At 56.1% G+C, this 22,550-nt stretch carries 25 protein-coding genes, 2 tRNA genes and 1 pseudogene; 13 read left to right on the forward strand and 15 right to left on the reverse strand.

The window, feature by feature from the left end:
* Positions 1 to 138: 138 nt before the first annotated feature.
* Together ACXJ5O_RS03490 and ACXJ5O_RS03495 are read left to right on the forward strand one after the other, a co-directional pair.
* On the forward strand, positions 139 to 768 hold the full coding sequence (locus tag ACXJ5O_RS03490) for a LysE family translocator (RefSeq protein WP_457298674.1): 630 nt from the start codon (positions 139 to 141) through the stop codon (positions 766 to 768).
* Positions 769 to 868: 100 nt separating this feature from the next.
* Positions 869 to 1,378, forward strand: a complete 510-nt coding sequence (locus ACXJ5O_RS03495; RefSeq protein ID WP_457298675.1) for a GNAT family N-acetyltransferase — start codon at positions 869 to 871, stop codon at positions 1,376 to 1,378.
* A gap of 25 nt (positions 1,379 to 1,403) precedes the next feature.
* On the opposite strand, the gene ACXJ5O_RS03500 is transcribed toward ACXJ5O_RS03495, so the two are convergent.
* Complete coding sequence (locus ACXJ5O_RS03500) at positions 1,404 to 2,060, reverse strand: phytochelatin synthase family protein (RefSeq protein ID WP_457298676.1); 657 nt, start codon at positions 2,058 to 2,060, stop codon at positions 1,404 to 1,406.
* A 237-nt stretch (positions 2,061 to 2,297) separates the two neighbouring features.
* Here ACXJ5O_RS03500 and ACXJ5O_RS03505 point away from each other — a divergent pair, with 237 nt between their 5' ends.
* Together ACXJ5O_RS03505 and ACXJ5O_RS03510 are read left to right on the forward strand one after the other, a co-directional pair.
* Positions 2,298 to 3,284 (forward strand): MBL fold metallo-hydrolase, encoded by a 987-nt coding sequence (locus ACXJ5O_RS03505; protein ID WP_457298677.1) that lies wholly within the window; start codon positions 2,298 to 2,300, stop codon positions 3,282 to 3,284.
* A 172-nt stretch (positions 3,285 to 3,456) separates the two neighbouring features.
* Positions 3,457 to 3,666, forward strand: a complete 210-nt coding sequence (locus ACXJ5O_RS03510) for a hypothetical protein (protein ID WP_457298678.1) — start codon at positions 3,457 to 3,459, stop codon at positions 3,664 to 3,666.
* A 696-nt stretch (positions 3,667 to 4,362) separates the two neighbouring features.
* Here ACXJ5O_RS03510 and ACXJ5O_RS03515 read toward each other — a convergent pair.
* Positions 4,363 to 5,259, reverse strand: a complete 897-nt coding sequence (locus tag ACXJ5O_RS03515) for a LysR family transcriptional regulator (RefSeq protein ID WP_457298679.1) — start codon at positions 5,257 to 5,259, stop codon at positions 4,363 to 4,365.
* 168 nt (positions 5,260 to 5,427) lie between these two features.
* On the opposite strand from ACXJ5O_RS03515, the pseudogene ACXJ5O_RS03520 reads away from it, so the two are divergent.
* The 3 genes and pseudogenes from ACXJ5O_RS03520 to ACXJ5O_RS03530 all read left to right on the forward strand — a co-directional run.
* Positions 5,428 to 5,556: pseudogene (locus ACXJ5O_RS03520) on the forward strand (hypothetical protein); the annotation flags it as partial.
* Entirely contained in the window at positions 5,556 to 6,830 is a 1,275-nt protein-coding gene (locus ACXJ5O_RS03525) for a dihydrolipoyl dehydrogenase family protein (RefSeq protein ID WP_457298680.1), read from the forward strand. The pseudogene ACXJ5O_RS03520 and the gene ACXJ5O_RS03525, both read left to right, overlap by 1 nt.
* A gap of 493 nt (positions 6,831 to 7,323) precedes the next feature.
* Positions 7,324 to 8,025, forward strand: coding sequence for an alpha/beta fold hydrolase (locus ACXJ5O_RS03530; protein WP_457298681.1), 702 nt, complete (start codon positions 7,324 to 7,326; stop codon positions 8,023 to 8,025).
* A gap of 105 nt (positions 8,026 to 8,130) precedes the next feature.
* Here the strand turns inward: ACXJ5O_RS03530 and ACXJ5O_RS03535 are convergent.
* The 3 genes from ACXJ5O_RS03535 to ACXJ5O_RS03545 all read right to left on the reverse strand — a co-directional run bounded on the left by ACXJ5O_RS03535 (position 8,131) and on the right by ACXJ5O_RS03545 (position 8,718).
* Positions 8,131 to 8,207 (reverse strand) — tRNA-Arg (locus ACXJ5O_RS03535).
* 53 nt (positions 8,208 to 8,260) lie between these two features.
* Positions 8,261 to 8,566, reverse strand: a complete 306-nt coding sequence (locus ACXJ5O_RS03540; protein ID WP_457298682.1) for an ETC complex I subunit — start codon at positions 8,564 to 8,566, stop codon at positions 8,261 to 8,263.
* A gap of 75 nt (positions 8,567 to 8,641) precedes the next feature.
* Positions 8,642 to 8,718: transfer RNA gene (locus ACXJ5O_RS03545), tRNA-Pro, on the reverse strand.
* Between the two features lie 309 nt (positions 8,719 to 9,027).
* Here ACXJ5O_RS03545 and yghU point away from each other — a divergent pair.
* Complete coding sequence (yghU, locus tag ACXJ5O_RS03550) at positions 9,028 to 9,903, forward strand: glutathione-dependent disulfide-bond oxidoreductase (RefSeq protein WP_457298683.1); 876 nt, start codon at positions 9,028 to 9,030, stop codon at positions 9,901 to 9,903.
* A gap of 53 nt (positions 9,904 to 9,956) precedes the next feature.
* Here yghU and ACXJ5O_RS03555 read toward each other — a convergent pair whose 3' ends face one another.
* Entirely contained in the window at positions 9,957 to 10,958 is a 1,002-nt protein-coding gene (locus tag ACXJ5O_RS03555; RefSeq protein WP_457298684.1) for a diguanylate cyclase domain-containing protein, read from the reverse strand.
* Between the two features lie 153 nt (positions 10,959 to 11,111).
* Complete coding sequence (locus ACXJ5O_RS03560) at positions 11,112 to 11,693, reverse strand: HdeD family acid-resistance protein (protein WP_457298685.1); 582 nt, start codon at positions 11,691 to 11,693, stop codon at positions 11,112 to 11,114.
* Between the two features lie 240 nt (positions 11,694 to 11,933).
* On the opposite strand from ACXJ5O_RS03560, the gene ACXJ5O_RS03565 reads away from it, so the two are divergent.
* Positions 11,934 to 12,683, forward strand: a complete 750-nt coding sequence (locus ACXJ5O_RS03565; RefSeq protein WP_457298698.1) for a potassium channel family protein — start codon at positions 11,934 to 11,936, stop codon at positions 12,681 to 12,683.
* A 47-nt stretch (positions 12,684 to 12,730) separates the two neighbouring features.
* Entirely contained in the window at positions 12,731 to 13,111 is a 381-nt protein-coding gene (locus ACXJ5O_RS03570; protein ID WP_457298686.1) for a YciI family protein, read from the forward strand.
* 109 nt (positions 13,112 to 13,220) lie between these two features.
* Here the strand turns inward: ACXJ5O_RS03570 and hdaA are convergent, their stop codons facing one another.
* From hdaA to ACXJ5O_RS03585, 3 genes are read right to left on the reverse strand one after another with little or no spacing between them, the layout of a single operon-like run.
* Positions 13,221 to 13,913 carry a DnaA regulatory inactivator HdaA gene (gene hdaA, locus ACXJ5O_RS03575; protein ID WP_457298687.1) on the reverse strand — a complete coding sequence of 231 codons (693 nt, stop codon included), beginning with the start codon at positions 13,911 to 13,913 and terminating at the stop codon, positions 13,221 to 13,223.
* Positions 13,914 to 13,947: 34 nt separating this feature from the next.
* Positions 13,948 to 15,135 carry an AI-2E family transporter gene (locus tag ACXJ5O_RS03580; protein ID WP_457298688.1) on the reverse strand — a complete coding sequence of 396 codons (1,188 nt, stop codon included), beginning with the start codon at positions 15,133 to 15,135 and terminating at the stop codon, positions 13,948 to 13,950.
* Positions 15,110 to 15,664, reverse strand: a complete 555-nt coding sequence (locus ACXJ5O_RS03585; RefSeq protein WP_457298689.1) for a CDP-alcohol phosphatidyltransferase family protein — start codon at positions 15,662 to 15,664, stop codon at positions 15,110 to 15,112. The genes ACXJ5O_RS03580 and ACXJ5O_RS03585 overlap by 26 nt, the downstream gene beginning before the upstream one ends.
* 344 nt (positions 15,665 to 16,008) lie before the next feature.
* On the opposite strand from ACXJ5O_RS03585, the gene purM reads away from it, so the two are divergent.
* The gene (gene purM, locus ACXJ5O_RS03590; RefSeq protein ID WP_457298690.1) at positions 16,009 to 17,094 is read left to right on the forward strand and encodes a phosphoribosylformylglycinamidine cyclo-ligase; all 1,086 of its coding nucleotides are present in this window, start codon (positions 16,009 to 16,011) and stop codon (positions 17,092 to 17,094) included.
* A complete protein-coding gene (gene purN, locus ACXJ5O_RS03595; protein ID WP_457298691.1) occupies positions 17,091 to 17,708 on the forward strand; it encodes a phosphoribosylglycinamide formyltransferase in 618 nt (205 codons plus the stop codon). The genes purM and purN overlap by 4 nt, the downstream gene beginning before the upstream one ends.
* 5 nt (positions 17,709 to 17,713) lie before the next feature.
* Here purN and ACXJ5O_RS03600 read toward each other — a convergent pair whose 3' ends face one another.
* The 3 genes from ACXJ5O_RS03600 to ACXJ5O_RS03610 form a co-directional block, all read right to left on the reverse strand.
* Positions 17,714 to 18,019, reverse strand: coding sequence for an addiction module antidote protein (locus tag ACXJ5O_RS03600; protein ID WP_457298692.1), 306 nt, complete (start codon positions 18,017 to 18,019; stop codon positions 17,714 to 17,716).
* The gene (locus tag ACXJ5O_RS03605) at positions 18,016 to 18,321 is read right to left on the reverse strand and encodes a type II toxin-antitoxin system RelE/ParE family toxin (protein ID WP_457298693.1); all 306 of its coding nucleotides are present in this window, start codon (positions 18,319 to 18,321) and stop codon (positions 18,016 to 18,018) included. The genes ACXJ5O_RS03600 and ACXJ5O_RS03605 overlap by 4 nt, the downstream gene beginning before the upstream one ends.
* An 83-nt stretch (positions 18,322 to 18,404) precedes the next feature.
* The gene (locus tag ACXJ5O_RS03610; RefSeq protein ID WP_457298694.1) at positions 18,405 to 20,516 is read right to left on the reverse strand and encodes a molybdopterin oxidoreductase family protein; all 2,112 of its coding nucleotides are present in this window, start codon (positions 20,514 to 20,516) and stop codon (positions 18,405 to 18,407) included.
* Positions 20,517 to 20,641: 125 nt separating this feature from the next.
* Here ACXJ5O_RS03610 and ACXJ5O_RS03615 point away from each other — a divergent pair, with 125 nt between their 5' ends.
* Positions 20,642 to 21,289 carry a glutathione S-transferase family protein gene (locus ACXJ5O_RS03615; RefSeq protein ID WP_457298695.1) on the forward strand — a complete coding sequence of 216 codons (648 nt, stop codon included), beginning with the start codon at positions 20,642 to 20,644 and terminating at the stop codon, positions 21,287 to 21,289.
* 1 nt (position 21,290) lies between these two features.
* Here ACXJ5O_RS03615 and ACXJ5O_RS03620 read toward each other — a convergent pair whose 3' ends face one another.
* Positions 21,291 to 22,088 (reverse strand): hypothetical protein, encoded by a 798-nt coding sequence (locus ACXJ5O_RS03620; RefSeq protein ID WP_457298696.1) that lies wholly within the window; start codon positions 22,086 to 22,088, stop codon positions 21,291 to 21,293.
* 88 nt (positions 22,089 to 22,176) lie between these two features.
* Positions 22,177 to 22,550: EamA family transporter (locus tag ACXJ5O_RS03625; RefSeq protein WP_457298697.1), on the reverse strand; the 374-nt coding region annotated here is incomplete at its 5' end.

Here is a 22,550-nt window from a genome sequence, read left to right on the forward strand (position 1 = left end):
ATTCATTACCGCCTCAAGGGACGGCAAATCAATGGCGAACCAATAATCCGCGACCAGCGCCTTGAGTTGACAACTGAAAAAAGAGAATGATGTTTGACGCTAGTGGACTGGCAAACAGCACTTGATCGGGAGCGGGTCATGACGAACTTGACGATTTTGGCATTTGCATTGGTGTCATTCATCGGCATTGCAACACCGGGGCCGACCGTGCTGCTGGCGCTGACGAACGGCTCGCGTTTCGGAATCAAGGCCGCTTGTCTCGGTATGGCCGGTGCGGTGCTGTCGGATTTCGTCCTCATCGGTGCAGTGGCGCTGGGGCTCGGCGCCCTCCTCGCTGCGTCGGAATTCTGGTTCACCATGGTCAAGTGGATCGGCGTCGGCTACCTCACCTTCCTCGGCATCATGCTGTTGCGGTCCAAGGGAACGCTTGATGTCTTGCACACGGGAGGCAGTGCAGGCTCTTCATCGCGAGCAATATTTCTGAAGAGTTTCTTTGTCGCCGTGACAAATCCGAAGGGATATCTGTTTTTCTCAGCGTTTCTTCCGCAGTTCGTCGCGCCGGAATTACCGCAGGTTCCACAATATGTGGCATTGGCGGTGACCTTCGCACTGATCGATTTCGCCGTCATGTTCGGTTACGCCGTTCTGGGTTCGCGTGCAGTGCGCCTGCTGAAGAAATCCGGTGCGCTCTGGCTCGACAGGATCTGCGGCGGTGCATTGCTTGCCCTCGCCGGTTCGCTCGCGTTCTATCGACGGGCGAACGCATAAGGTCCTGCCCCGGCGCTTACACCAAAATAATTACCCGACGCGCAGCTGTCATGAACGAGTCTTATGATTCCTTTGATTCTGCGCGCCGGGAAATTCAACAATGGACCATCACGACCTCAACCTGCGRCCATTTCGCTTTGAAGAGATCGAAACGTTGCGATCGATCGAGAAATCCGCGCGCTTGCGTTATGCGGGATGGGACGGTCTCGAGATGGTGGTGGACGCTCCGTCTATCGCCGCAGAACGTTTTCTGAGTGGTGAAACAGTCGTCGCCGAAGTTGACGGCGAATGTGTTGGCTATGTCCTGATGCAACCGCTGGACGGCATGATGTACATTGCCAATATCATGGTGGCTGCCGATTTCTCCGGGCACGGCATCGGCGCAGCATTTCTCGATATGGCCAAATCCAGGGCCAGGGAGTCGAAACTAACCGGCGTTATGCTGACAACCTTCCGGGCACCGCGCTGGAACGGCCCGTGGTTTCGCAAATATGGCTTTGAACCTATGCCGGAAGAGCGGATCGGTCCTTGTCTGCGGGCAATACTCGACCGTCACGCAACGGTTCTCGACATGTCGAAACGCGAAACGCTGTGGGTGGAATGGCACTAGGGTCAGGACCTAATGCATTCTCGCCTCATTCTATCAACAGCAAGCCGCGCTTCCTGTCGCCATCGAACGTGTCCATCGCCTTGAACAAACGTTCTCTCTTGACCAGCCAAGGCTTGTAATTTTCGTTCACGTCGAGAACGAAAACCGCGTCCTCCGCCTCCAGATATCCACCGATGGGCGAATGATGGCCACCACCACCGCCGAAAATCTCTTCCCGGGTAAAGTTTATGATGTAGCGGCGGTCTGGATCGTTGGCGTGTTTCATATGCTCGTGAAATTGCTCGGCGGTCAGGTCGCGAATGACGGAGACTTTTCGCTCGGTATGGGCACGCGCGACTTCGGCGAGTTCGTCCAGCGTCAGCCCGATGATGCAGAAGCCGGTCCAGCATTTGCCCGTGCCTTCGAGGACCTGCGCTTCCGTGGTTTCCTCCTCGCCAATGGAGCGGAAGGCGTTTGCGATGCTTGCCGGGCCACAGCGGGAACCATTGGACTGCCAGGTCACGTCCGAGTTGAATGTAGCGGCAACCGGAAGGCGCCATGCCCGCTCTAGAAGTTCCGGTGTACGGATGACCGATGCCTCTATTGCTGCGGGTGAAACACTGGATTGGCCGGCAACAAAAACAGCGCCGCCGCCCAGCAGACCGGCGCAAAGGACCAAACCAAAAATGAGGCCACGTTTCATCGCCGGCACTCGCAGATTGAGTAAGGATGAAGGTTACCGCATGGTGCCCGACGCAGCAAATTATGCGTGCTCCTGCTCGTCGCAGGTCTGTCAACGGCACGCTAGCGATTGAGGGCCCATCGCTAAGTGCGGAGACTGAAATCGACGTTCATTGATCGCTATGGCTATAGTTTCGTGATAGGATCAGTCTACAGCATATCCGGGGTCTGGGCGAACATTTGGGAAGGGAGATTCCCAATGCTTACTCTTGATCGGCGCAGTTTTCTACAAACAGCAGCCGCAGGTACGTTCGCTGCCGTCGGCACCACTTATAGTAGCTTCGACAATGCCAGTGCGGCTACTGCCGAATCTCCTGCGGAAGCCCCCGGATTCTATCGGTTCGCCCTCGGCGAGGTGCATATTACGTCGCTCTGTGACGGGTTGTTTTTCCTGCCCACGGATAGCATTGCGACGAATGTCGAGGCGGGCGAAAAGAAAGCGTATTTTGATGCACACTACATTGCGTCAGATATCTTCCGGCTCCAGGCCAATCCCCTCCTGATCGAGACCGGGCAAAAGCGGATACTGGTCGACACGGGCATTGGCCCCGGTCAAAGCTGGGCACCTTACGCTGGACGTCTGACTAAATGTCTTGAAGCGGCGGGTATAGCTCCCGATTCGATCAATACGGTTATACTCACCCACTGTCACGGCGATCATATTGGCGGGTTTGGCGGCGATCCGGCCAAGCAGTTCCCAAACGCCGAATTGGTTCTTTCGGAAACCGAACTGGATCTTTGGAATTCACCTGACGCGGCATCTAAGCTGCCGGATTGGGCGGCCGAGGGCGCACCTTCCGTACAGAAGGTATTCGCGGCGCTTGGCGACCGGGTGCGTCCGATCAAGGGCGGCGCCGATGTGGTGACGGGTGTAACCGTTTTGGACACGGCCGGGCATACGCAAGGCCACATTTCGCTGCTGGTGGGTTCCGGAGACAAGCAGATGTTGATTACCGGTGATGCCGTCCCAAGCATCCACATTGCCTTCGATAAGCCGGAATGGCAGATAAAGTGGGACCATGACCCGGACAAGGGTGCCAAAACGCGCCGGGCCCTGCTGGACCGGGCTGCAAATGACAGGCTGCTGGTCGCTGGCTATCACTACCCGTTCCCCGGGGTCGGTCATGTGGTCAAGGAGGGTACAGGTTTTCGCTGGTTACCCACAGACTGGGTCTGGCGCGGCTAAGGTGGAGAGCTTCGAAATAAATTCTCATCAGATGGAAAGCAGCTGAAACTCTGTCTGATAGCTCTGGTCAGCAGGATCGTCATTCCAACTGATTAGCTGCTGGTGAATTGCTCGAGACTATCCTCAGGAGTAAAATCCCTACCCAATAATAAGAAAAAAACTGGATGGGGCCATGAGGAGAAATCGAGACTATTATGATTTTGAAGAAAGACGCACGCGGTCATTCCTGGTAAAGGTCTGCGACTACGGCGTAGCCATAATGTTGCTGATCGGCGTCGGCTACTCGACTTACCTGGACATTGAAGCCCGCTTCAAGCCCAGCGCTCATGAGCAGTTGGCGGCACAGGGCGTCGAAAGCAACACCAAACTGGCGATCAAATAACCTCGCCGCTTGATCGACGATCTTTCTGGCTGGTAGCCCAAAAAAGGGCGCCGGCCTCACCTGCTCCCGATCGGCATCAGACAAGAATTTGCAGACCGGACCTTAGTCTGAGCATTCGCAGGCATTTGGTCCATATTGCCACGATCATTTTGAGAGTACTTTTGGGAGCGCCGGCACCTCCCCCGGGCCGGCGAGGCCTGCTAAAGAGGGTACCGCTTCTTTTTCACACAGCAGACCCACTGACGCTCGATCCTCCGGTTATTTGCGTTCCGGAGGGTCGGGCTTTGGCAGTTGCAGACCTGCGGCCTGACGTAATCCAGTCCAGGCGCAATGGCCGAAGGGCGGATATAGTCGAAGGTCTCTTATCCTTCAGGTCTTTGGTCATAATCAAATTTGCCGAACCCCGGATTAATTGCTATCTTTTGGAAATCATTACATAATTCGCTTGTGCCATCCACCCTAAGTGGCATGAGGCTCGGCGTTGAAGTGTGCGACCAAAATGTACTCCGCCGAGCCTCTTTTTTTAGCCACAGCAGCGGTGATGGAGTGTCGACCGAGGCATGACCGTTCTGCAGCAGTCCGGAAGAGACCTTGTCACCCCCAATCATTGGTGCGATCTGATACAGAAATTAATACTCAACTGATGGATTATTACCTAGTGAGCTTGGCGTTGGATCGTCGGGCGACAACGCCTGGCTACGGGGTTGCTGATTGCACGAGCTGCCTTTCGATGAAGTCGACAAAGGCCCGGGCCTTGGCGCTTGCCTGCCGCCCGGTTGGAAATACTGCCCACAGGTCAAGCAGGGGCAATGACCAATCCTGAAGAACGGGCCTTACCCGTCCGGATTCGAGCTCCGGCGAGAACATCCACTCCGATGCGATGGCGAGCCCAAGTCCGGAAAGCACAGCTTCCCGGATGCCCTCTGCTGCGTTGACGCGGACACGGCCGCCCACTGTAACGGATGCCTGCCTGCCGTTTTGCTGGAACGTCCAGGCCGTTCCGCCGCCGCGCTGGTCGTAGACGATTGTTTGATGCCCGGCGAGATCTGCCGGCACAAGCGGCTCGCCCGCCGTTTCCAAATAAGACGGCGCGCCAAGAACCAATCGTTTGCACTGGGCCAGTTTCCTGGCGGTCAAGCTCGAATCCGTGAGTTGTCCCATACGCAAGGCTATGTCTATGCCGCCCTCGATCAGATCGGTGTTCCGATCGTCGAGGATGATGTCGACGTCGAGGGACGGATACTCGGCCAGGAAAGCGCCAAGGCGCGGCACCACATGCAGCCGTACAAAGGTCACCGCCGCACAGATGCGGATCCGGCCTGACAAATTGGCGCCCGCGCCGCGTGCCGCCATATCGGCTTCGTCCGCCGCCTCGATAGAGCGCCTCGCGTGTTCATAGAAACTCCGTCCGGCTTCTGTCGGCGTCAGCCCATGAGTCGAGCGCAGGAGCAGGCGCACACCCAGCCGGTCTTCAAGCTGGGCGACCGTTTTGGAAACAGCGGGTTGGCCAACGCGCAACTGTCGCGCGGCAAGTGAAAAAGACCCGGTATCGACGACACGAACAAATGTTTCCATGGATGTCAAGCGGTTCATGGTTATTCCCTTATGAGCGGACAATACCGTTTTTTGAATGCCACCCCATGCAAATCTAGCATTGATTATTCCTGTTTGGAATAACCTATAGTCGTGCAGCATTGCTACTCTTGATCCCGGCCCAACGGCGTAATCAGCAAATCGGCATAAATTTTCAGGAGATCCACCATGTCCCAATCTGAACATTTCGATACCGTGATCCTCGGCAGCGGCCAAGGCGGAAAACAGCTTGCCTGGCATCTCGCCCGTTTGGGTCAAAAGGTTGCCGTCGTGGAACGCCGTTGGGTTGGCGGTTCATGCCCTGCAGTCGCTTGCCTGCCCAGCAAGAACGAGATCTGGAGCGCGAGGATTGCACACATCTCGCTCGCAACGCCGCCCGGTTCGGTACGCAGACAGGGCCAGTCAAGATCGACATGGCCAAGGTTCGAGGCCGCAAGCAGGACATGGTCGACCGGGAGATCGCCTTTCACCTGAAGGCCTACAAGGAAAGCGGGGCGGAGCTGATCATGGGGAGCGGACGTTTCGTTGAGCCCAAGACGATCGAGGTAACACTAAACAATGGTGGAACGCGGCTGCTGACCGGCAAGGAGGTCGTTATCAATGTTGGATCGCATGCGGCGATCCCTAACATTCCCGGACTTGAGGCAGCCCGCGCGCTCACGCATATCGAAGCGCTGGAACTGGACTATGTGCCGACCCATCTTATCGTGCTTGGCGGCGGTTATATCGGTATCGAAATGGCGCAGGCCTATCGCCGTTTCGGCGGCCGCGTCACAATCATCGAACCGGGCAAACAGCTTATGAGCCGGGAAGACGCGGATGCCGCGACCGAAATGCAGCGCATTTTGAACGGGGAAGACATTGAAGTTTTGCTGGACGCCCAGCCCCTCAATGTCCATGGCCTTTCAGGAGATGAAGTCAGCGTTACCATTCGCACGGCTTCCGGAGAGCGGACGATCACAGGCAGCGATCTGCTCGTAGCAACGGGGCGCATACCGAATACCGCCGATATCGGGCTTGAACGGACGGGCGTCGAGCTTGATGCCCGTGGCTTTATCCGCGTCAACGAGCGATTGGAGACGACAGCATCCGGTGTCTGGGCAATCGGCGAATGCGCCGGCAGCCCGCAATTCACGCACGTTTCCGTCGACGATTTCCGGATAGTCAGGGACAATATGGCGGGCGGCAACCGCAGGACGGATGAACGACTGGTGCCCTACGTCATGTTCACCGACCCGCCCCTCGCCCGCGTGGGTTTAAGCGAAGGCGAAGCGCAGCGGAAAAATATCCCGGTCCGCGTCGCCCAGATGCCGATGGGCAATGTGTTGCGCACGGAAGCGACGGACGAAACCGAAGGCTACATGAAAGTGCTGGTGAGTGCGACGGACGACCGGATATTGGGCTTCACGATGATTGGCTCCGAGGCGGGCGAGGTAATGGCTGCGGTTCAAATGGCGATGCTGGCGGAACTTCCGTATATGCGGATGCGGGATGCGGTTATTACCCATTTGACAATAGCCGGAGGGCTAGGCCCGCTCCTCAGCGGCATCCCTCCACGCGCTGGGGGATAGCCAATGGAGGTGCGGGCAGCTTTCGGGATTTCGCGAAAAGCCATCAACTAAGCTATTGAAAAGATGGTGATCCAGACTGGATTCGAACCAGTGACCGTCGGCTTAGAAGGCCGTAAGAAATTGTTATGAATCAACGAATGTTTGAAAAAATGAACAGCGCGATAGTGACCTAAAACGAGCAGAGTCTAAACTTTTAGGCCGAGTTAGTTACTGTTACGTACTTGGCCAAATACCCCATTCAATGGTCTCCTGATCCAAAAGATGAAACAGCCAGTCTTACGCATGGCGATGTTTGACCTTAATGCCTCGCTATTTCATGTGATCGCTAGCCGTGTCAGGGTGAGACGACATGCCCTCCAGCAGTCTTTGCAGTAACTGAACGAAGCGCAACCTGAGTATGCCACCACGGTGGCAGAGTTACATGCTCTAAAGAATCCCGAAATCGACCGAGCGATCAAGCTCAACCTGCTGCTCAACCTATAGGAGAAGTAAAATGTCGACTGAAACCAAGCCAACCATCGTTTTCTGCCACGGAATCTGGGCCGACGGCTCGTGCTTCAGCAAGGTGATCCCGGCGTTGCAGGCCGACGGGTACGAGGTGATCGCGGTTCAATATGGCCTGGACTCGTTCGAAGAAGATGTGGCAACGGTGAAGCGCACGCTGAACCGCGTCGGCGGCCCCGTCATCCTCGTCGGCCATTCGTACGGGGGCGCCACCATCACGGCTGCGGGCGTCGATGAGCGAGTGGTCGGTTTGGTCTACGTCGCCGCGGTCGCCCCGGACGCCGGCGAGACCGTGCAGGACCAACTCGACAAGTATCCGTCGGACATCTTCACTCGCGTCGAGGTCGCGGACGGGCGCGCTTGGATGCTTCCAAACGGCACCGAGTTCTTCGCGGGAGACCTCTCAGCGGAAGATCAAAAGCTCGTCTGGGCCACTCATTATGCGCCCGTCTTCGATCTGTTCCACCAACAGAAGCTCACCGCCGACCGCATTGCGTGGAAGTCGAAGCCGAGCTGGTACGTGCTGGCCACGCAAGACCACACCGTGCATCCCGATCTCCAGCGCTGGGTTTCGAAGCGTATGGGAGCGACTGTCACCGAGGTGGCGAGCAGCCACGTGCCGATGCTTTCCCAGCCCGACGTTGTCATCAACGTGATCCGGAAGGCTGCGGCTGCGGTTCAGAACGCCTGACGGTCACCGCCCAACGTCTATGGATGTAGAGAGACTGCCGTCTAAACTCGGCTTCGGAGTGAGTCTAAACTTTCGCAAATTTCGGCAGCTAAGTTATTGAAAAGATGGCGATCCCGACTGGATTCGAACCAGTGACCGTCGGCTTAGAAGGCCGGTGCTCTATCCAGCTGAGCTACGGGACCAATATGAGTTCCCGTGGAGAGCGATCTTCCCGGGAAAAATCGAAAACGCTATGTTAGTGCGTCCAGGGCTGCTTGCGGTCGAAGCGGAAGTTTTCCGAATAAGACACGATACGCCGGCGCGTTTCCTTAGGCTCCAGCACGACATAGTCAATGGCATTTTTCTGCGCATAAGCGATCGCCTCTTCCTTCGTCTCGAAAGTCAGGCGGATCTGGCTCTTCATGTCGCGCGATGAGGTATAGCCCATCAGCGGTTCAATCTTGCGTGGCTGCTCCGGCTCGAACTCAAGTGTCCAGGTATYGGTCTTTGCCTTGCCGGATTGCATTGCGGTTTTTGCCGGGCGGAAGATGCGTGCTGCCATTGAAGAGATTCCCTTGTCTGCAATCCCGATATATTACAGGCTTCAATTCAGTTCCAGCAGCATTTGCTTGGGAAATGGTCGGAGCGGCAGGATTCGAACCTGCGACCCTCTGGTCCCAAACCAGATGCGCTACCAGGCTGCGCTACGCTCCGTCCTTTGTTGACGCTGCTGTCCCTAGAGATATTGGCCTGAGAACGCAATAGCTCAAAACACGAAAAAAGCAGAAAACCGAACGAATGGTTTGCAAAGGCAACGTGTGACGCCAAAAGTCCCACATAAATTGCAAACCTCACTTGTTTGGCCGATAGTCAACGATCGGCTTCCCGGCCGATCAGGTGGCGACTTGACAGAAAAGTGAAGTCAGGAACCACAAAAGTTGACCTTTTCGTCTAGTCATCACGAGCAATAAGGCTAGATCGATGGTCAACGCAATTCACCAATCGAATCCCCGGAGTTTGCAAATGAGTGCTTCCAACGATTATACGCCGCCGAAGGTTTGGACCTGGACTAAAGAGAGTGGGGGCCGCTTCGCAAATATCAACCGGCCGATCGCAGGGCCGACACATGAGAAAGACCTGCCGGTCGGTCGCCATCCGCTTCAGCTCTATTCTCAGGGTACGCCGAATGGTGTGAAGGTTACGATCATGCTCGAGGAGCTTCTGGCGCTCGGTCACCGGGGGGCGGAGTATGACGCCTGGTTGATCAATATCAATGACGGTGACCAGTTCGGTAGCGGTTTTGTCGCGATCAACCCAAACTCCAAAATACCCGCTTTGGTGGATCGCAGTGGCCCGAAACCTATCCGGGTTTTCGAATCCGGTTCTATCCTCATCTATCTCGCCGAGAAATTCGGTGCGTTCCTTCCGACGGAAACAGCGGCGCGCGCCGAATGTCTGTCATGGCTGTTTTGGCAGATGGGGAGTGCACCTTATCTCGGAGGCGGGTTCGGCCATTTCTACGCCTACGCGCCGACTAAGATCGAATATGCGATCGACCGATTTGCCATGGAAACCAAACGCCAGCTCGATGTGCTCGATCGCCGCCTCGCGGAAAGCGAGTATTTGGGAGGCAGCGAATACACCATCGCCGATATTGCAGTCTGGCCGTGGTATGGCGGACTGGTCAAAGGGCGGCTTTATGAAGGCGCGGAATTCCTGAAGGTGCAGGATTACAAGAACGTGGTGCGTTGGGCCAACCAGATCGACGAACGCCCGACAGTCAAGCGTGGCCGGATGGTCAATCGCACATCTGGTGAACCTTCGACCCAGTTGCGTGAGCGTCACGATGCGAGCGACTTCGAGACGAAGACCCAGGACAAATTGGCCGCCAAAGGCTGATTTGCCTGCTAGAGAAGCGTTCTGCTGGCAGTAATGGCTTGCTGCCAGCTAGTTTATGCAGCTTTTTCGTTGGGAGTTCGCGCCGGATCGAAAACCTGAAAAGTGTTCCGTCCCGCAGCTTTTGCAGCATAGAGGGCGGTATCGGCATTTTTTACGACATCAGACGGCACACAGTCATCGATGAGCGCGATACCCACTGATGCCCCAAGCTTTGGTGACTGACCGAAAAACTCCAAAGGTTTGCTCACAGAACCGACGATCCGCTGTGCAAGGTCTGTAATCGCGTCCTGACCAAATTGGGGTCCCAGCAAAATGGCGAATTCGTCGCCGCCAATTCGGGCCACGACCTCAGCCTCGTGACATAGAGCAAGGAGACGATTGGCTACCTCTTTCAGGCACTCATCGCCGACGGGGTGCCCCAGGCTATCGTTGATAATCTTGAAACCGTCGAGATCGATTAGGAGCAATGCGCCGCGCGGACTTTGACCGGCATCAATTTTACACAAATCTGCAAGTCTCATCTGGAACTGGCTGCGGTTGGCCAGTCCGGTCAAAAGGTCGAAGTCGGCCAGATATCGCRTGCGGTCCAACAAAATCTTTTGCTCGGTGATGTCCTGTTTCATGCCAAAAATGCGGACGGGTACGTCATTTTCGGATTCAACCGTTGCAGTAATTCGTATCCAGCGGCGATTGCCTTGCACCGTTATGATTTCGGCATCCATCTCGAAGCCGCTGCGATCTTCAATTGCTCTTCTGCGGCGTCGCTGGAGTTCTTTCGCAGTGTTCTCCGCATAGCATTCCACGATCTGGTTTCGATTGAGATTCGACCCGCGCGGCAGGTCAAAGATGTCATAGACCACGTCGGTCCAATGCAATGTCTCGTCGGGAAGGCTGCACTCCCACACACCAATCCGGGCAGCTACCGACGCTCGTGCGAAGATTTTGYGACTGTGTTCCAGTGCAGTGGCCTGATCGCGGATTGTGGATTCTTTAGCCTGTAACTCCGCTTTCAAGCGGGCAATGACGGCGGACTCGAGCAGCGGGACATCGGACATATAAAACTCTGTTGCTTAGAGCGAGAGCGGGCATAGTGGCGCGAAAGTTGTTAATACACTTTATCAAGTGGCTTCGTCTCGCAGAAAATCGATGAGAGAATGCTGAAGCTTCGTCCGCCAGCCCGCCAAAGAGTGGCGGGAACTTGAGTCGTCTCAAGTCGCCGGGCTTCGCCGCACCTGCCAGGCAAGTCGTGCAAGCGCACCGCCAACGCTGATCAGTTGAATTCCGAGCAGCAATCCGACGAGCCATAGCGCCGTGACCGGCAGGCTTGCCCAAAGCACCAGAGAGAGCAGGACACCGATCAGCCCGCTGGCCAGCACCCAGCCCCAATAGGGAAATGGACGGATCGTTAGCGCAAAGACGATCTTTGAGATGCCTTCGATCATGAAGAAGACGATCAGGAGAAGCGTGACCGTCAGCAGGCCCTGCGCCGGATCACGCAGGAAGAGGAAGCCGATAAGGAAAGCAAGGATAACGGAGATGAGTTGCAGCCAAAAGTGCGGCACATGCCGTGCTCCCACAAGGCTGATGCCCTGCGCAACGCCACTGATGATCAACAGCCAGCCCAACATGATGATGACCGCCACCGACGACATAATGGGATAGATGATCGCCAGGACGCCTGCTACGACGAGAAGCGCTCCTTGAATGASGTACCACAACGAGTACCGCTTGACCGTTTCCCGCATGGCCGCACGGAAAACCTCCGCGGCCGAATCCAATGACATCGACATGATCTGCTCCACTTCCCCAGTGCCCCACCTACTGCCGAAACAGCTGTATCCAGCGATCCTGAATTCTGCATTCATGATGAACAAGTACGTAACGGTAACACGCCTGACGGCTGATGGGCCCTCGAACCAATGTCTATCTCTTCTGTTCGCAAAATATTCGTTTGATGGTATTTGCAAACGAATTCTGCCTTATGGTTTTACCAGGTTGAACGCGATGACAGGATTGCCGTGAGCAGGTTGATATCGGAGCTGTATGAGGGAAACACCAACAGGGCACACCGGTTCCGGTATGCGTTACTGGCTTTCGATATCGCCACTGTCCTGTTCGTGATCGGCACATCCTTTCTTCCGCGTACCCAGCTCATTGAATGGGCCGATACTGCCATCGGTCTGGTTATTTTGCTTGATCTCGTCGCCCGCTTTTCGACTGGCGAGATGACGATGCGGTCTATCTTCCGGCCCTCGACGCTTGCGGATTTTGCCGCCGTTTTCTCCTTTCTTGCCCCGCTTTCCGGTGAAGGTTTCGGATTTCTAAGAATTCTTCGGACCCTCCGATTACTTCACACCTATCAGGTTCTCGCCCGGCTGCGCGTCGACTTCCCATTTATTCGCGAATACGAGGATGCGCTGATCGCCGCCCTCAATCTTTTGGTGTTCCTCTTCATCATGACGGGTGTTGTCTACGAGACGCAGCACCGGACCAATGCAGAGATCGCCAACTATGCCGACGCGTTGTATTTTACTGTCACGGCCCTCACGACAACGGGTTTTGGAGACATCACGCTCGAGGGTACGAGCGGCCGATTGATATCAGTGTCGATCATGATTTTTGGTGTGACGCTTTTCTTGCGGCTTGCCCAAGTGCTGTTTCGGCCAAACAAAGTTCGCTACCTATGTCCGACTTGCGGCCTTAGCCGGCATGATCCCGATGCAGTGCATTGCAAAGCGTGCGGGGCCATACTGAATATCGAAAACGAGGGCGAAGGTTGAGAGCCCGTTTAGCGGAAGTTTGACCGATACAAAGGGAGGGATAAAACGTGTTCTATGCCATTTTGGCTTACCACGAAGAGGAAGTGGTCGAATCATGGACCAAAGAGGGGGACGCGGCGCTGATGGCCGAACTGCTCGAGGTCAATCAGCGCCTCGTGCGCGAAAAGCTTTTGGGCCCGGCGGCACGGCTTGGTCCAACGCAGCGCGCCGTGACCTTGCGTGGCAAGGACGCCGGCGTGATCATCGACGGCCCTTTTGCCGAGACCAAAGAGCAGTTGCTCGGTTTCTACATTGTGGATTGCCCGACGCTTGAGGACGCCGTTGCGGCCGCACGCGACCTGCGCCGCGCCAATCCGACTGCCGTTTATGAAATCCGGCCAATCCTGCTCTATCGCCCGGGAGCGCCGCTGCTGCCTGAACAGAATTGATAAGGCGCACTAGAGAAATTCCGTTTTTCTCGAATCACGGAATTGCTCTAACTCTTTGTTTTTACGCAATTCCGGACGCAAAACGGTTCCCACTTTTGCTGGACTTGCTCTAGAGCTCAAACGCCGCCTGGCCCTCGTCGCTCGCGGTGACGACGCTGGCGGCAAGAGCACGGGTGATCCTCGATTTCTTTTCGAGTGCGGCGCGGTCCAGCCGTTCGACAATGCGATTGGCCGTAGAGAGCGAACGCTCGATATGGCTGACGAGGAAGTTGATGACATTGGGATCAACAGCAATCTGCCGATCAGCGAAGAGCTTGTAGAGAACGCCCGAGAGCAGCATGTCGTCCGGCTCGCCGATTTCTACGGTCGTTGCCGCTTTCAGGCGCGAGGCGAGATCCGGCAAGGTCACCGGCCAGTTGGCAGGCCATTTGCGCGAGGTCATCAGCAGACTGGAGCCGCTCTGGCGCACAGTGTTGATCAGGTGGAAAAGGCCGGGTTCATCGATCTGACCTGAGCCGATGTCGTCGATCAGGAATGGGCCCTTCTCGCCCGATGCGGTACCGATGCTCTGCGCATCAAGAACGATAGCATCGGATTCCGCTTTCCAGACGGCGGCAAGATGGGTTTTGCCCGAGCCTGTCGGACCGGCCAACACGACGACGGGCGATATCCAGCCCGGCCAGCGATCGACAATATCCACCGCAGCCATATTGGATGCGGACACGATCAGATCGTCACGGGAATAGCCGGGTTCGTGGCCAAGATCGAGCGGCAACTGGCGCGGTGTACTTACATCGGTCATGGAGCGATGAAATACAGCCAGCAACGCTGCACTGTCATCTGATTTCTTTGGTCTTATCGTTTTTGCGATAGTCGCCTGTGTAGAGCGGGGATTGCTGATAGCGATGGATGACGAAGCGCACGAGAACGCCGACAGCGGCGGCTGTCGGCACGGCGATGAGCATGCCGGTGAAACCAAGCAACGAGCCGAAGGCAAACAGCGCAAACATCAGCCAGACGGGATGGAGGCCCACGGACGAACCGACAAGCTTCGGCTGAAGAATATTGCCCTCGATGAACTGCCCAATGCCGAACGCAATGGCGACATAGAGGACATTGATGTAGTCGGGCCAGAACTGCACCAGCGCCACGCCAAGTGCCAGAAGCAGACCGACCAGCGAGCCGACATAGGGAATGAAGCTGATCAGACCGGCAAAGAGACCGATCAGCAGACCGAAATTCAGCCCAGTAACCGTGAGGCCGACCGCATATATGATACCGAGAAGGAGACACACCGTGCCCTGCCCGCGAACGAAACCGGCGATGGCTTTGTTCATATCGCGCGCTATGACGCGAACAGTATGGACGTGTTCACGGGGAACGAGCTTGTCGATCTCTGTGACCATGCGGTCCCAGTCGAGCAGCATGTAAAATGCCACGACGGGCGTGACGACGAATAGCGCCACGACATCGATCAAGGTCTTGCCAGAACTCCAGATCGACTGCAGCAGGGTAGTAAGGAAGCCGGCGCCCTGCTGGAGAAGCGAATCCAGACTGCTGCGGATGACCGAAGCATCAACACCAATGAAATCCTTCAACCATTGCGAGTCGCGATTGGCGATGAGTTCCTGCAAACGCGATACATAACTTGGCAAACGCACGATAAAATCGCTCATCTGCGAGGCGAGTACAGGCACGAGGATGATGAGAAGCAGCGCAAAGGTGACGACAAACAGGACGAGGATGACAATCGTCGCCAGCAGCCGCGACAAGCCGAAACGTTGCAGATGGTCGGCGACTGGATCAAGAAAATAGGCGAGTACTAGTCCCGCGACAAAAGGCAGGAGGATCGATGAGAACAGGTAAAGGAAAAACGCCAGGAAAAGCATCGCGCCCGTCCAGAATACGGCTTGGCGGCGAACGCTTGCGCCAAGCGTGGTGACCTGGACATCGACATGAATGTCCTTGTCTGGAATTTCGACCGGAACAGGATCCGTTTTAGTCTTGCTTATGCTCTTGCTCATATCCCGCCATGTGTTTCGTCCACGTCATGAGATAGGCAGTCGCGGAAGCTGCGGTCAAGAGGGCAACTATCCATACTAATACCACGCGACTGCCGGTGAGTGAAAAATCAAATGCAATATCCGCCAGTGTGACCGCGACAAGGATGATCTGAAACGCCGTATTCGCCTTGGACACCAGCAGCGGATGCATTTCCAACGGTTTGCCGATGACCGCACCGAGGAGCACCGCGCCTATAATGAAGATATCGCGTGAAACGACGATGACGACCAGCCAGACTGGCAACTCCTTGACAAAACCAAGCACCACAAACAGCGAGACCAGAAGGAGTTTGTCGGCGATGGGATCGAGATAGGCACCGAGCTCTGAACCCTGGTTGTAGCGCCGGGCAATGAAACCATCGATGCCGTCGGAGACGCCGGCGACAACGAAGCCTATCAGCGCGGCTCCGACATATCCCGACAGCAAGGCCATCACGATGAACGGAACGAGAATGAAGCGGAAGATCGTGATGTAGTTGGGAATTGTCACACTAGTGGTCCGATTTTGACATTCGTATCACATTTTTGCAAAGCCCGTTTGCGAATGTCAAAATCAAAGGACCACTAGCAAGACTATGCTTCTAGTGGAACTTTGAATTTGACATTTGAGTACGAGCATTGCGGCTGCGTTGGACCCAAATGTCAAATTCGTTCCACTAGGTCCGCTTCCTTAATCAGTGTGTCTTAGTCTAAATGGAGAGAATGAGTGTGGTGCTCAAGCCCAAACGATGGGCAAGATGTCGATAAGTGGCGTTTTCCYGGTCCTTGAGGTACTGAGACCTTGCAGCAGCGCCAGAGTCGTGCCATTTCGCGGGCAACAATCCGGAGCAGATCATGAATACCAAGAACGAGCCCGCCAAAGGTGGCAAAAATGGCCTTACCTACGCGCAGGCGGGCGTGGACATCGATGCCGGCAATCTGCTTGTTGAAAAGATAAAGCCGATCGTGCGTTCCACGCGCCGGCCGGGCGCCGATGGCGAAATCGGTGGTTTTGGCGGACTTTTCGACCTGAAGGCCGCAGGTTTTACCGATCCCGTGCTGGTTGCAGCCAATGATGGTGTCGGCACCAAGCTGAAGATTGCCATCGATGCAGGCGTACATGACACCGTCGGCATCGACCTCGTCGCCATGTGCGTCAATGATCTCGTCGTGCAAGGCGCCGAGCCTCTGTTCTTCCTCGACTATTTTGCCACCGGCAAGCTCGATCCGGATCAGGGTGCGGCTATCGTCAGCGGGATTGCCGAAGGTTGCCTGCAGGCCGGTTGTGCGTTGATCGGCGGTGAAACGGCGGAGATGCCGGGCATGTACCGCGATGGCGACTATGACCTTGCCGGCTTTGCCGTGGGCGCAGCCGAGCGCAATCAGTTGCTGCCGTCCGGTGACATTGCCGAGAGCGATGTCATTCTCGGCCTCGCCTCTTCCGGTGTTCACTCCAACGGATTTTCGCTGGTACGGCGCATCGTAGAACTTTCGGGCCTTGGCTGGGATGCCGACGCGCCTTTCAGGACCGGCACGACGCTGGGCGAGGCGCTGCTGACGCCGACGCGGATCTATGTAAAGCCGCTGCTCGCTGCCATTCGCGAAACCAATGCGATCAAGGCGCTGGCGCACATTACCGGCGGCGGGTTCCCGGACAATATTCCCCGCGTGCTGCCCAAGAACCTGACGGCGAGCATCGACCTGTCGGCCATCAAGGTTCCGCTCGTGTTTTCGTGGCTGGCAAAGACCGGCGGCGTCGAGCGCGATGAAATGCTGCGGACGTTCAATTGCGGTATCGGCATGATTGCCGTGGTCGCGCCCGACAATGTCGATGCGGTGCTTGCGGCTCTGAACGAACAGGGCGAACAGCCTGTGCGGCTCGGCACGATGGTTGCACGCACCGATGCCGGGGTTGTCTATCAAGGCACGCTGGCGCTGTGAGCACACCGAGAAAACGCGTCGCCATCCTGATATCCGGACGCGGCTCCAACATGAGCGCGCTCATCGGAGCTGCAAAGAACTCAGATTATCCGGCGGAAATCGTTGCGGTTATCGCCAATAAGACAGATGCCGGCGGGCTGGAAACAGCACGGACACAGGGCATTCCAGCATTTGCCATTCCCCATCCCGATTTTCCCTCGAAGCGCGAGCATGAAAAGGCTGTTTCTGAAGCGCTGCAGGCTGCAAAGGCCGACATCGTCTGCCTTGCGGGTTACATGAGAATTATCTCGCCGGAATTCGTAAGTGAGTGGGAGGGAAAGATGCTCAATATCCACCCTTCCCTGCTGCCGCTGTTCAAAGGCCTCCATACGCATGAGCAGGTGCTCGAAGCCGGAATGCGCGTGCATGGCTGCACGGTGCACTTCGTCACCGCGGGCACAGATGAAGGCCCGATCATTGCCCAGACCGTCGTGCCGGTGGAGAGCGGCGATACGACCGACACGCTCGCTGAACGGGTGCTGTCAGTGGAGCACGAAACCTATGTGCGGGCGCTCGCGCTGGTTGCAAGCGGCAAAGCTGTGATGAAGGACGGGCGGACGGTTTTTACCCACTAGCCTGACTACGCGGCATCTTGATGGTCTTTCGATGTTCGGACAAAGGATAGGCGAAATCCGAGAGCCTCGGCAACTTTGGTAATCGTCGCCAATTCCGGATTGCCTTCGCCGCTCAAGGCTTTGTAGAGCGTTTGACGGGTAAGCCCGGTCTTGCGGGCAAGATTGGTGATACCTCGAGCTCGAGCGATGTCACCCAATGTACGGGCAATATCCGAAGAACTACCTTCCTCGCATGCTGCCAGTAAATATTCTTCGATCATCTCTTCAGAGTCCAGGTAACGTACCGGATCAAACTTACGTAATTTGATCATAGTTTTCGTCCTTTGAATTCTCGTGCTAAGTCTTTTGCTGCTTTAATATCCCGATCTTGCGTGTTCTTGTTGCCACCGCACAACAGGATGACGATCACATCACCCCGCTCCAGAAAATAAACCCGATAGCCTGGACCATAGTTGACTCTAAGTTCGCTAACGCCTTCACCTACGGGCTTAACATCTCCCGGATTCCCGGCCATGAACCGACGCAGCCTTTGGTTTATTCTGGCCCTCGCCCGAATATCTCGTAAATGTTTAAACCACGAGGAAAAGGCCTCGGTTTCTTGAAATTTCTTCACAAATTTTGTAAACCATAGTTGTCAAAATGTCTAGATATCAAAAATTTCAGAGCGTTAAGAAACACGCCCACAGTGCCACAAGTCTATTCTACCGCCAACCRCACCCAGACCTTGTTATCATGGAAAGYAGCGCCACCATTGGGTGCTGGAGCATCGGCGCCGGTCAGGACATTGATGCCCTCGCCTCGCTCGAAAGCCGAATTGGCAAAGATGCCTTCAGAGATTACCACGCCGCGTTTGGTTACGGCCTGAATGCGCGCATGTACAACGACTTCGCCGCGATCATTGCCTATCTCAACGCGCGCGCCGTCTTCGATACCGAGTTCGGCCGCATCTTCCGGATGGATAAGCAGCTCTGGCCGCCTCTCCTTGACCCCCGAAGTCGGGGTTTCAGAGAAGGTAGAGTTCAGGAAATTATGTGCAGGAGACGTCGCCAGGCGGAAGGGGTGCTTCTCATCCGCGACTTCGATTGCCTGCCAGTAGTCCGGCCATTGTGGCAATGTTTCGAACGGGCCCTGCAGGCCCATTGATTGCGGCGGCCGATTGGGCGACGGGCCGTTGGTCCAATCCGGCTTGAAACGGAACTTGCCATCCGGCCAGCTGAACCCTTTTTCATAGTGCGCCGTTTCGAAATCCGGCTGGATGTCGAGCCAGCGGGTTTCCTTCAGCACGTCGAAGCCGGGCAGATTGCTTGCTGCCATCATGTTGTCGATGAGTGTTTTCGCGTCGAGATCGAAGCCGGGGAAATTACCCACACCGAGGCGTTTCGCCAGTTCATTGACGACAAAGAGGTTCGGGCGTGTTTCACCTGGACCATCGATCAGCTTTGGACCGAGCACGATGTGCTGCTGGCCGCCGCCGCGATAGATGTCGTCATGCTCCATAAACATGGTGGCCGGGAGAACGACGTCGGCGAGTTTGGCGGTGTCGGTCATGAACTGCTCATGCACGGCCATGAAGAGATCGTCGCGCAACATACCCTGCTTCACCAGACGCTGTTCGGGCGCGACATTGGCTGGGTTGGTATTCTGCACCAGCATCGCCATGACTGGCGGGCCGCCAAAGAGCGCGGCCGGATCGCCGGTGAGCGCCGGACCGATTTTGCACTGGTCAATGTGCCGGACAGACGGGTCGGCAAATGCACGGCCTTCGATCTCCCGCTTGTCCATGCGGAAAATACCTGAATTCGAATGGAAGCCGCCGCCGCCCTCATATTTCCAGGCGCCGGTGACAGCCGGAATTGACAGCGCAGCGTGCATGTTGACTGCACCGTTGCGCTGGCGGGCAAAACCATAGCCGAGACGGAAGAATGTTCTCTTGGTGGTGCCGACGAGCCGGGCGAACTCTTCGATCTCGGCGATGGTGAGACCGGTGATCGCAGCAGCCCATTCCGGTGTGCGGTCCTTCAAGTGTTGCTCGAGGCCCTTCGGATCGTCGGTATAGGCGTTGAGATAGTCCCAATCGGCAAGCCCATCGCGAAACAGCACGTGCATGACGGCACAGGCAAATGCACCGTCGGTTCCGGGTTTGAGGACAAGCCCCAAGTCCGCCTGCCGGACGGTGGCGGTCTCATAGATGTCGATGGCAACAATCTTGGCACCGCGATCCTTGCGGGCGCGGACGGCATGGGTCATGACATTGACCTGAGTCGCCGCAGCATTGGTGCCCCAGATCACGACACAATCTGACTTTGCCATTTCGCGCGGATCGACACCGCCGAGCTTGCCGGTGCCGGCGAAGAAGCCGGTCCAGGCCAGGTTGGTGCAGATGCTATCGAACTGGTTGGAATATTTCTTGGCGTGGCGCAGGCGATGGATCGAATCGCGCTGCACAAGACCCATGGTGCCGGCGTAGTAATAAGGCCACACGCTCTCAGAGCCGTATTCGGCTTCCGCTTTCAGAAACCGTTCAGCGATCAGGTCGAGCGCCGCGTCCCAGCTCGCCTCTTTCCATACGCCCTCGCCCTTCGCACCACCACGAATGACAGGCTTCAGCAACCGTTCAGGATGATGAATGCGCTCGGCATAGCGGGCAACCTTGGCGCAGATGACGCCAGCCGTGTAGCTGTTCTCTTTGGCACCGCGCACGCGGCCGATATGGCCCGTATCGAGCACCTCAATATCAAGGGCGCAGGTCGAAGGGCAATCATGGGGACAGGCGGAATGGCCCGTGCGGAGCAGGACAGGTTTGTTCATCGGCTATCCATAGCGCAAATTCCGGCAGTCACAAATGCTGCTTTTTGTATTGGTGACAAGCTTAACGCCCGCACGATGTGCTGATAGTTAAGTAATTACTTTAGTATTATGTCGGGAGGAATGAAATGTCGCTGAAGCTGTATTATCACCCGCTATCGTCGTTCTGCATGAAGGTGCTGACCGCACTTTATGAGAAAGACCTGCCCTTCAAGAAGGAAGTTGTCGATTTCATGGACCCGGTGGCAAGCGCGAGCTTTACCGAGATCTGGCCGATCCGGCAATTTCCTGTGGTCCGGGACGAAGCGCGCGGCAAGACGGTCCCTGAATCCAGCCTGATCATCGAATATCTCGACCTGCATTATCCGGGGAAGGCGCAGATGCTGCCAGCCGATATCGAGTTGGCATTCAGGGCACGGCAGCTCGACAGATTTTTCGACCTGCATGTCCAGGTGCCGATGCAGAAGATCGTTACAGATAATTTCAGGCCGGACGGCCAGAACGACGCGTTCGGAGTCAACGAGTGCAAGAAGAAACTCGCGGTTGCCTATGGCATCCTGGAAAAGGAACTTGCGAACACCATTTGGGCGACAGGCGATCACTATACGATGGCGGACTGTGCGGCTTCACCGGCACTTTTCTATGCCAATATGACTGTCCCGCTCGGTGCCGAACATCCGAACGTATCGCGTTATCTGGACAGGCTGATGAACCGGCCATCCTTTGCGAGAGCAGTGGACGAAGCACAGCCTTATTTCCACATGCGGCCGGAGTGATTCAAATCACCAGGTGCTGCACTCTTTCGATAGCCCAATGATAGAAACTTCCAGGTTCGGCAGGCAGATCTGTCGGCTTCTTCTTGTGGATATGGAACCCGATGAAGTCTTTGTGGCGTGTCGGTTCCAGACCATATTTCGGGTCGAATATGCGAAGTGCATCACGGCCCGTCCAATAGTAGAAACTCTGTTTCGGTGCAGCATCTGTGAAAAAACCGTGCCGGCGCGCCAGACGTGAGATGCCATCATTGCCAAAGACAGTATGGCCGATCATCGCCGTCGTGACTTCTTTGCCATTCCAGCGGGCCAGGGCCGGCTTGATCACCCGACGGTGAAAGCCGAGCCAATCGGGGAGAACTTCGGTTCCCTGGATATAGGCGACAAAATCGCCGATGATAGGATTATCCATTGGCAGATACAGTGCGGAAACGCCGAGCCTCGTCAGCGTATCATGCGCGAGATATGGTTTGTCCGGCGCTGGGAGAAACGGTTTGAACAGGTAAACATCCGTATCGAGCCAGGCGCCCTGGTCGTATTTCATCAACATAACCCGGAACAGATCGCTGAACTGGAGGATCGAAACACCGGGTGTCGTAGCTGGAAAATTACGGTTGATTCGCGCGAAGGTGCCACGGGGAAGGATTTGCTGGGCATCGTGAACTTCGATGCCAGCCGGTATGTTATCAATCTTGCCGTATGAAAAAAGTTTTACGCGATGCCCTGCCAAGAGCATTGATGCGAGACATATTCGGTCAACAAAACGCAGAGATGGACCGAACCAGAAGGTGCAAATATCCAAGATTTATCCAAGTCTGAATAGGCCCGAGCAAAAATGCGTAACCGCAGATAGGGCGCACATCCAATGTTTGCCAGTACATTACAAAAATTTAAGCCAGGCGCATGACGGCGGCGCCCATTGCGATCAAAGCTACAGCCGCAAGGCGCTTCGGCCCGACGCTTTCCTTGAGAATGAATGCCGAAATAGCCACCGCAAACAGGATCGCTGTTTCCCGCAAGGCAGCAACCGCGGCGACCGGCGCCATGGTCATGGCCCAAAGCGCAAGACCGTAGGAGCCAAGCGTGCCTACCCCGCCGATCGTTGCGAGCCGCGTCCGCTTGAGGAAATGCGGCCACAATTCACCCGGGCGCATGATCATCGTCCAGATGAACAACGGCACCGCATTCAGGACAAACACCCACATCGTATAGGAAGCCGGAGCGCCCGAGTGACGAACTCCGACGCCGTCGATCAGCGTATAGG

It is taken from the genome of Phyllobacterium sp. P5_D12 (assembly GCF_054049495.1).

Bases quoted from the DNA above. Each gene is read 5' to 3' on its own strand.
- ACXJ5O_RS03490 (WP_457298674.1), top strand. From the start codon at position 139: ATGACGAACTTGACGATTTTGGCATTTGCATTGGTGTCATTCATCGGC.
- ACXJ5O_RS03500 (WP_457298676.1), bottom strand. From the start codon at position 2,060: ATGAAACGTGGCCTCATTTTTGGTTTGGTCCTTTGCGCCGGTCTGCTG.
- ACXJ5O_RS03505 (WP_457298677.1), top strand. From the start codon at position 2,298: ATGCTTACTCTTGATCGGCGCAGTTTTCTACAAACAGCAGCCGCAGGT.
- ACXJ5O_RS03510 (WP_457298678.1), top strand. From the start codon at position 3,457: ATGAGGAGAAATCGAGACTATTATGATTTTGAAGAAAGACGCACGCGG.
- ACXJ5O_RS03515 (WP_457298679.1), bottom strand. From the start codon at position 5,259: ATGAACCGCTTGACATCCATGGAAACATTTGTTCGTGTCGTCGATACC.
- ACXJ5O_RS03525 (WP_457298680.1), top strand. From the start codon at position 5,556: ATGCCCTGCAGTCGCTTGCCTGCCCAGCAAGAACGAGATCTGGAGCGC.
- ACXJ5O_RS03530 (WP_457298681.1), top strand. From the start codon at position 7,324: ATGTCGACTGAAACCAAGCCAACCATCGTTTTCTGCCACGGAATCTGG.
- yghU (WP_457298683.1), top strand. From the start codon at position 9,028: ATGAGTGCTTCCAACGATTATACGCCGCCGAAGGTTTGGACCTGGACT.
- hdaA (WP_457298687.1), bottom strand. From the start codon at position 13,913: ATGACCGATGTAAGTACACCGCGCCAGTTGCCGCTCGATCTTGGCCAC.
- ACXJ5O_RS03580 (WP_457298688.1), bottom strand. From the start codon at position 15,135: ATGAGCAAGAGCATAAGCAAGACTAAAACGGATCCTGTTCCGGTCGAA.
- purM (WP_457298690.1), top strand. From the start codon at position 16,009: ATGAATACCAAGAACGAGCCCGCCAAAGGTGGCAAAAATGGCCTTACC.
- ACXJ5O_RS03600 (WP_457298692.1), bottom strand. From the start codon at position 18,019: ATGATCAAATTACGTAAGTTTGATCCGGTACGTTACCTGGACTCTGAA.
- ACXJ5O_RS03615 (WP_457298695.1), top strand. From the start codon at position 20,642: ATGTCGCTGAAGCTGTATTATCACCCGCTATCGTCGTTCTGCATGAAG.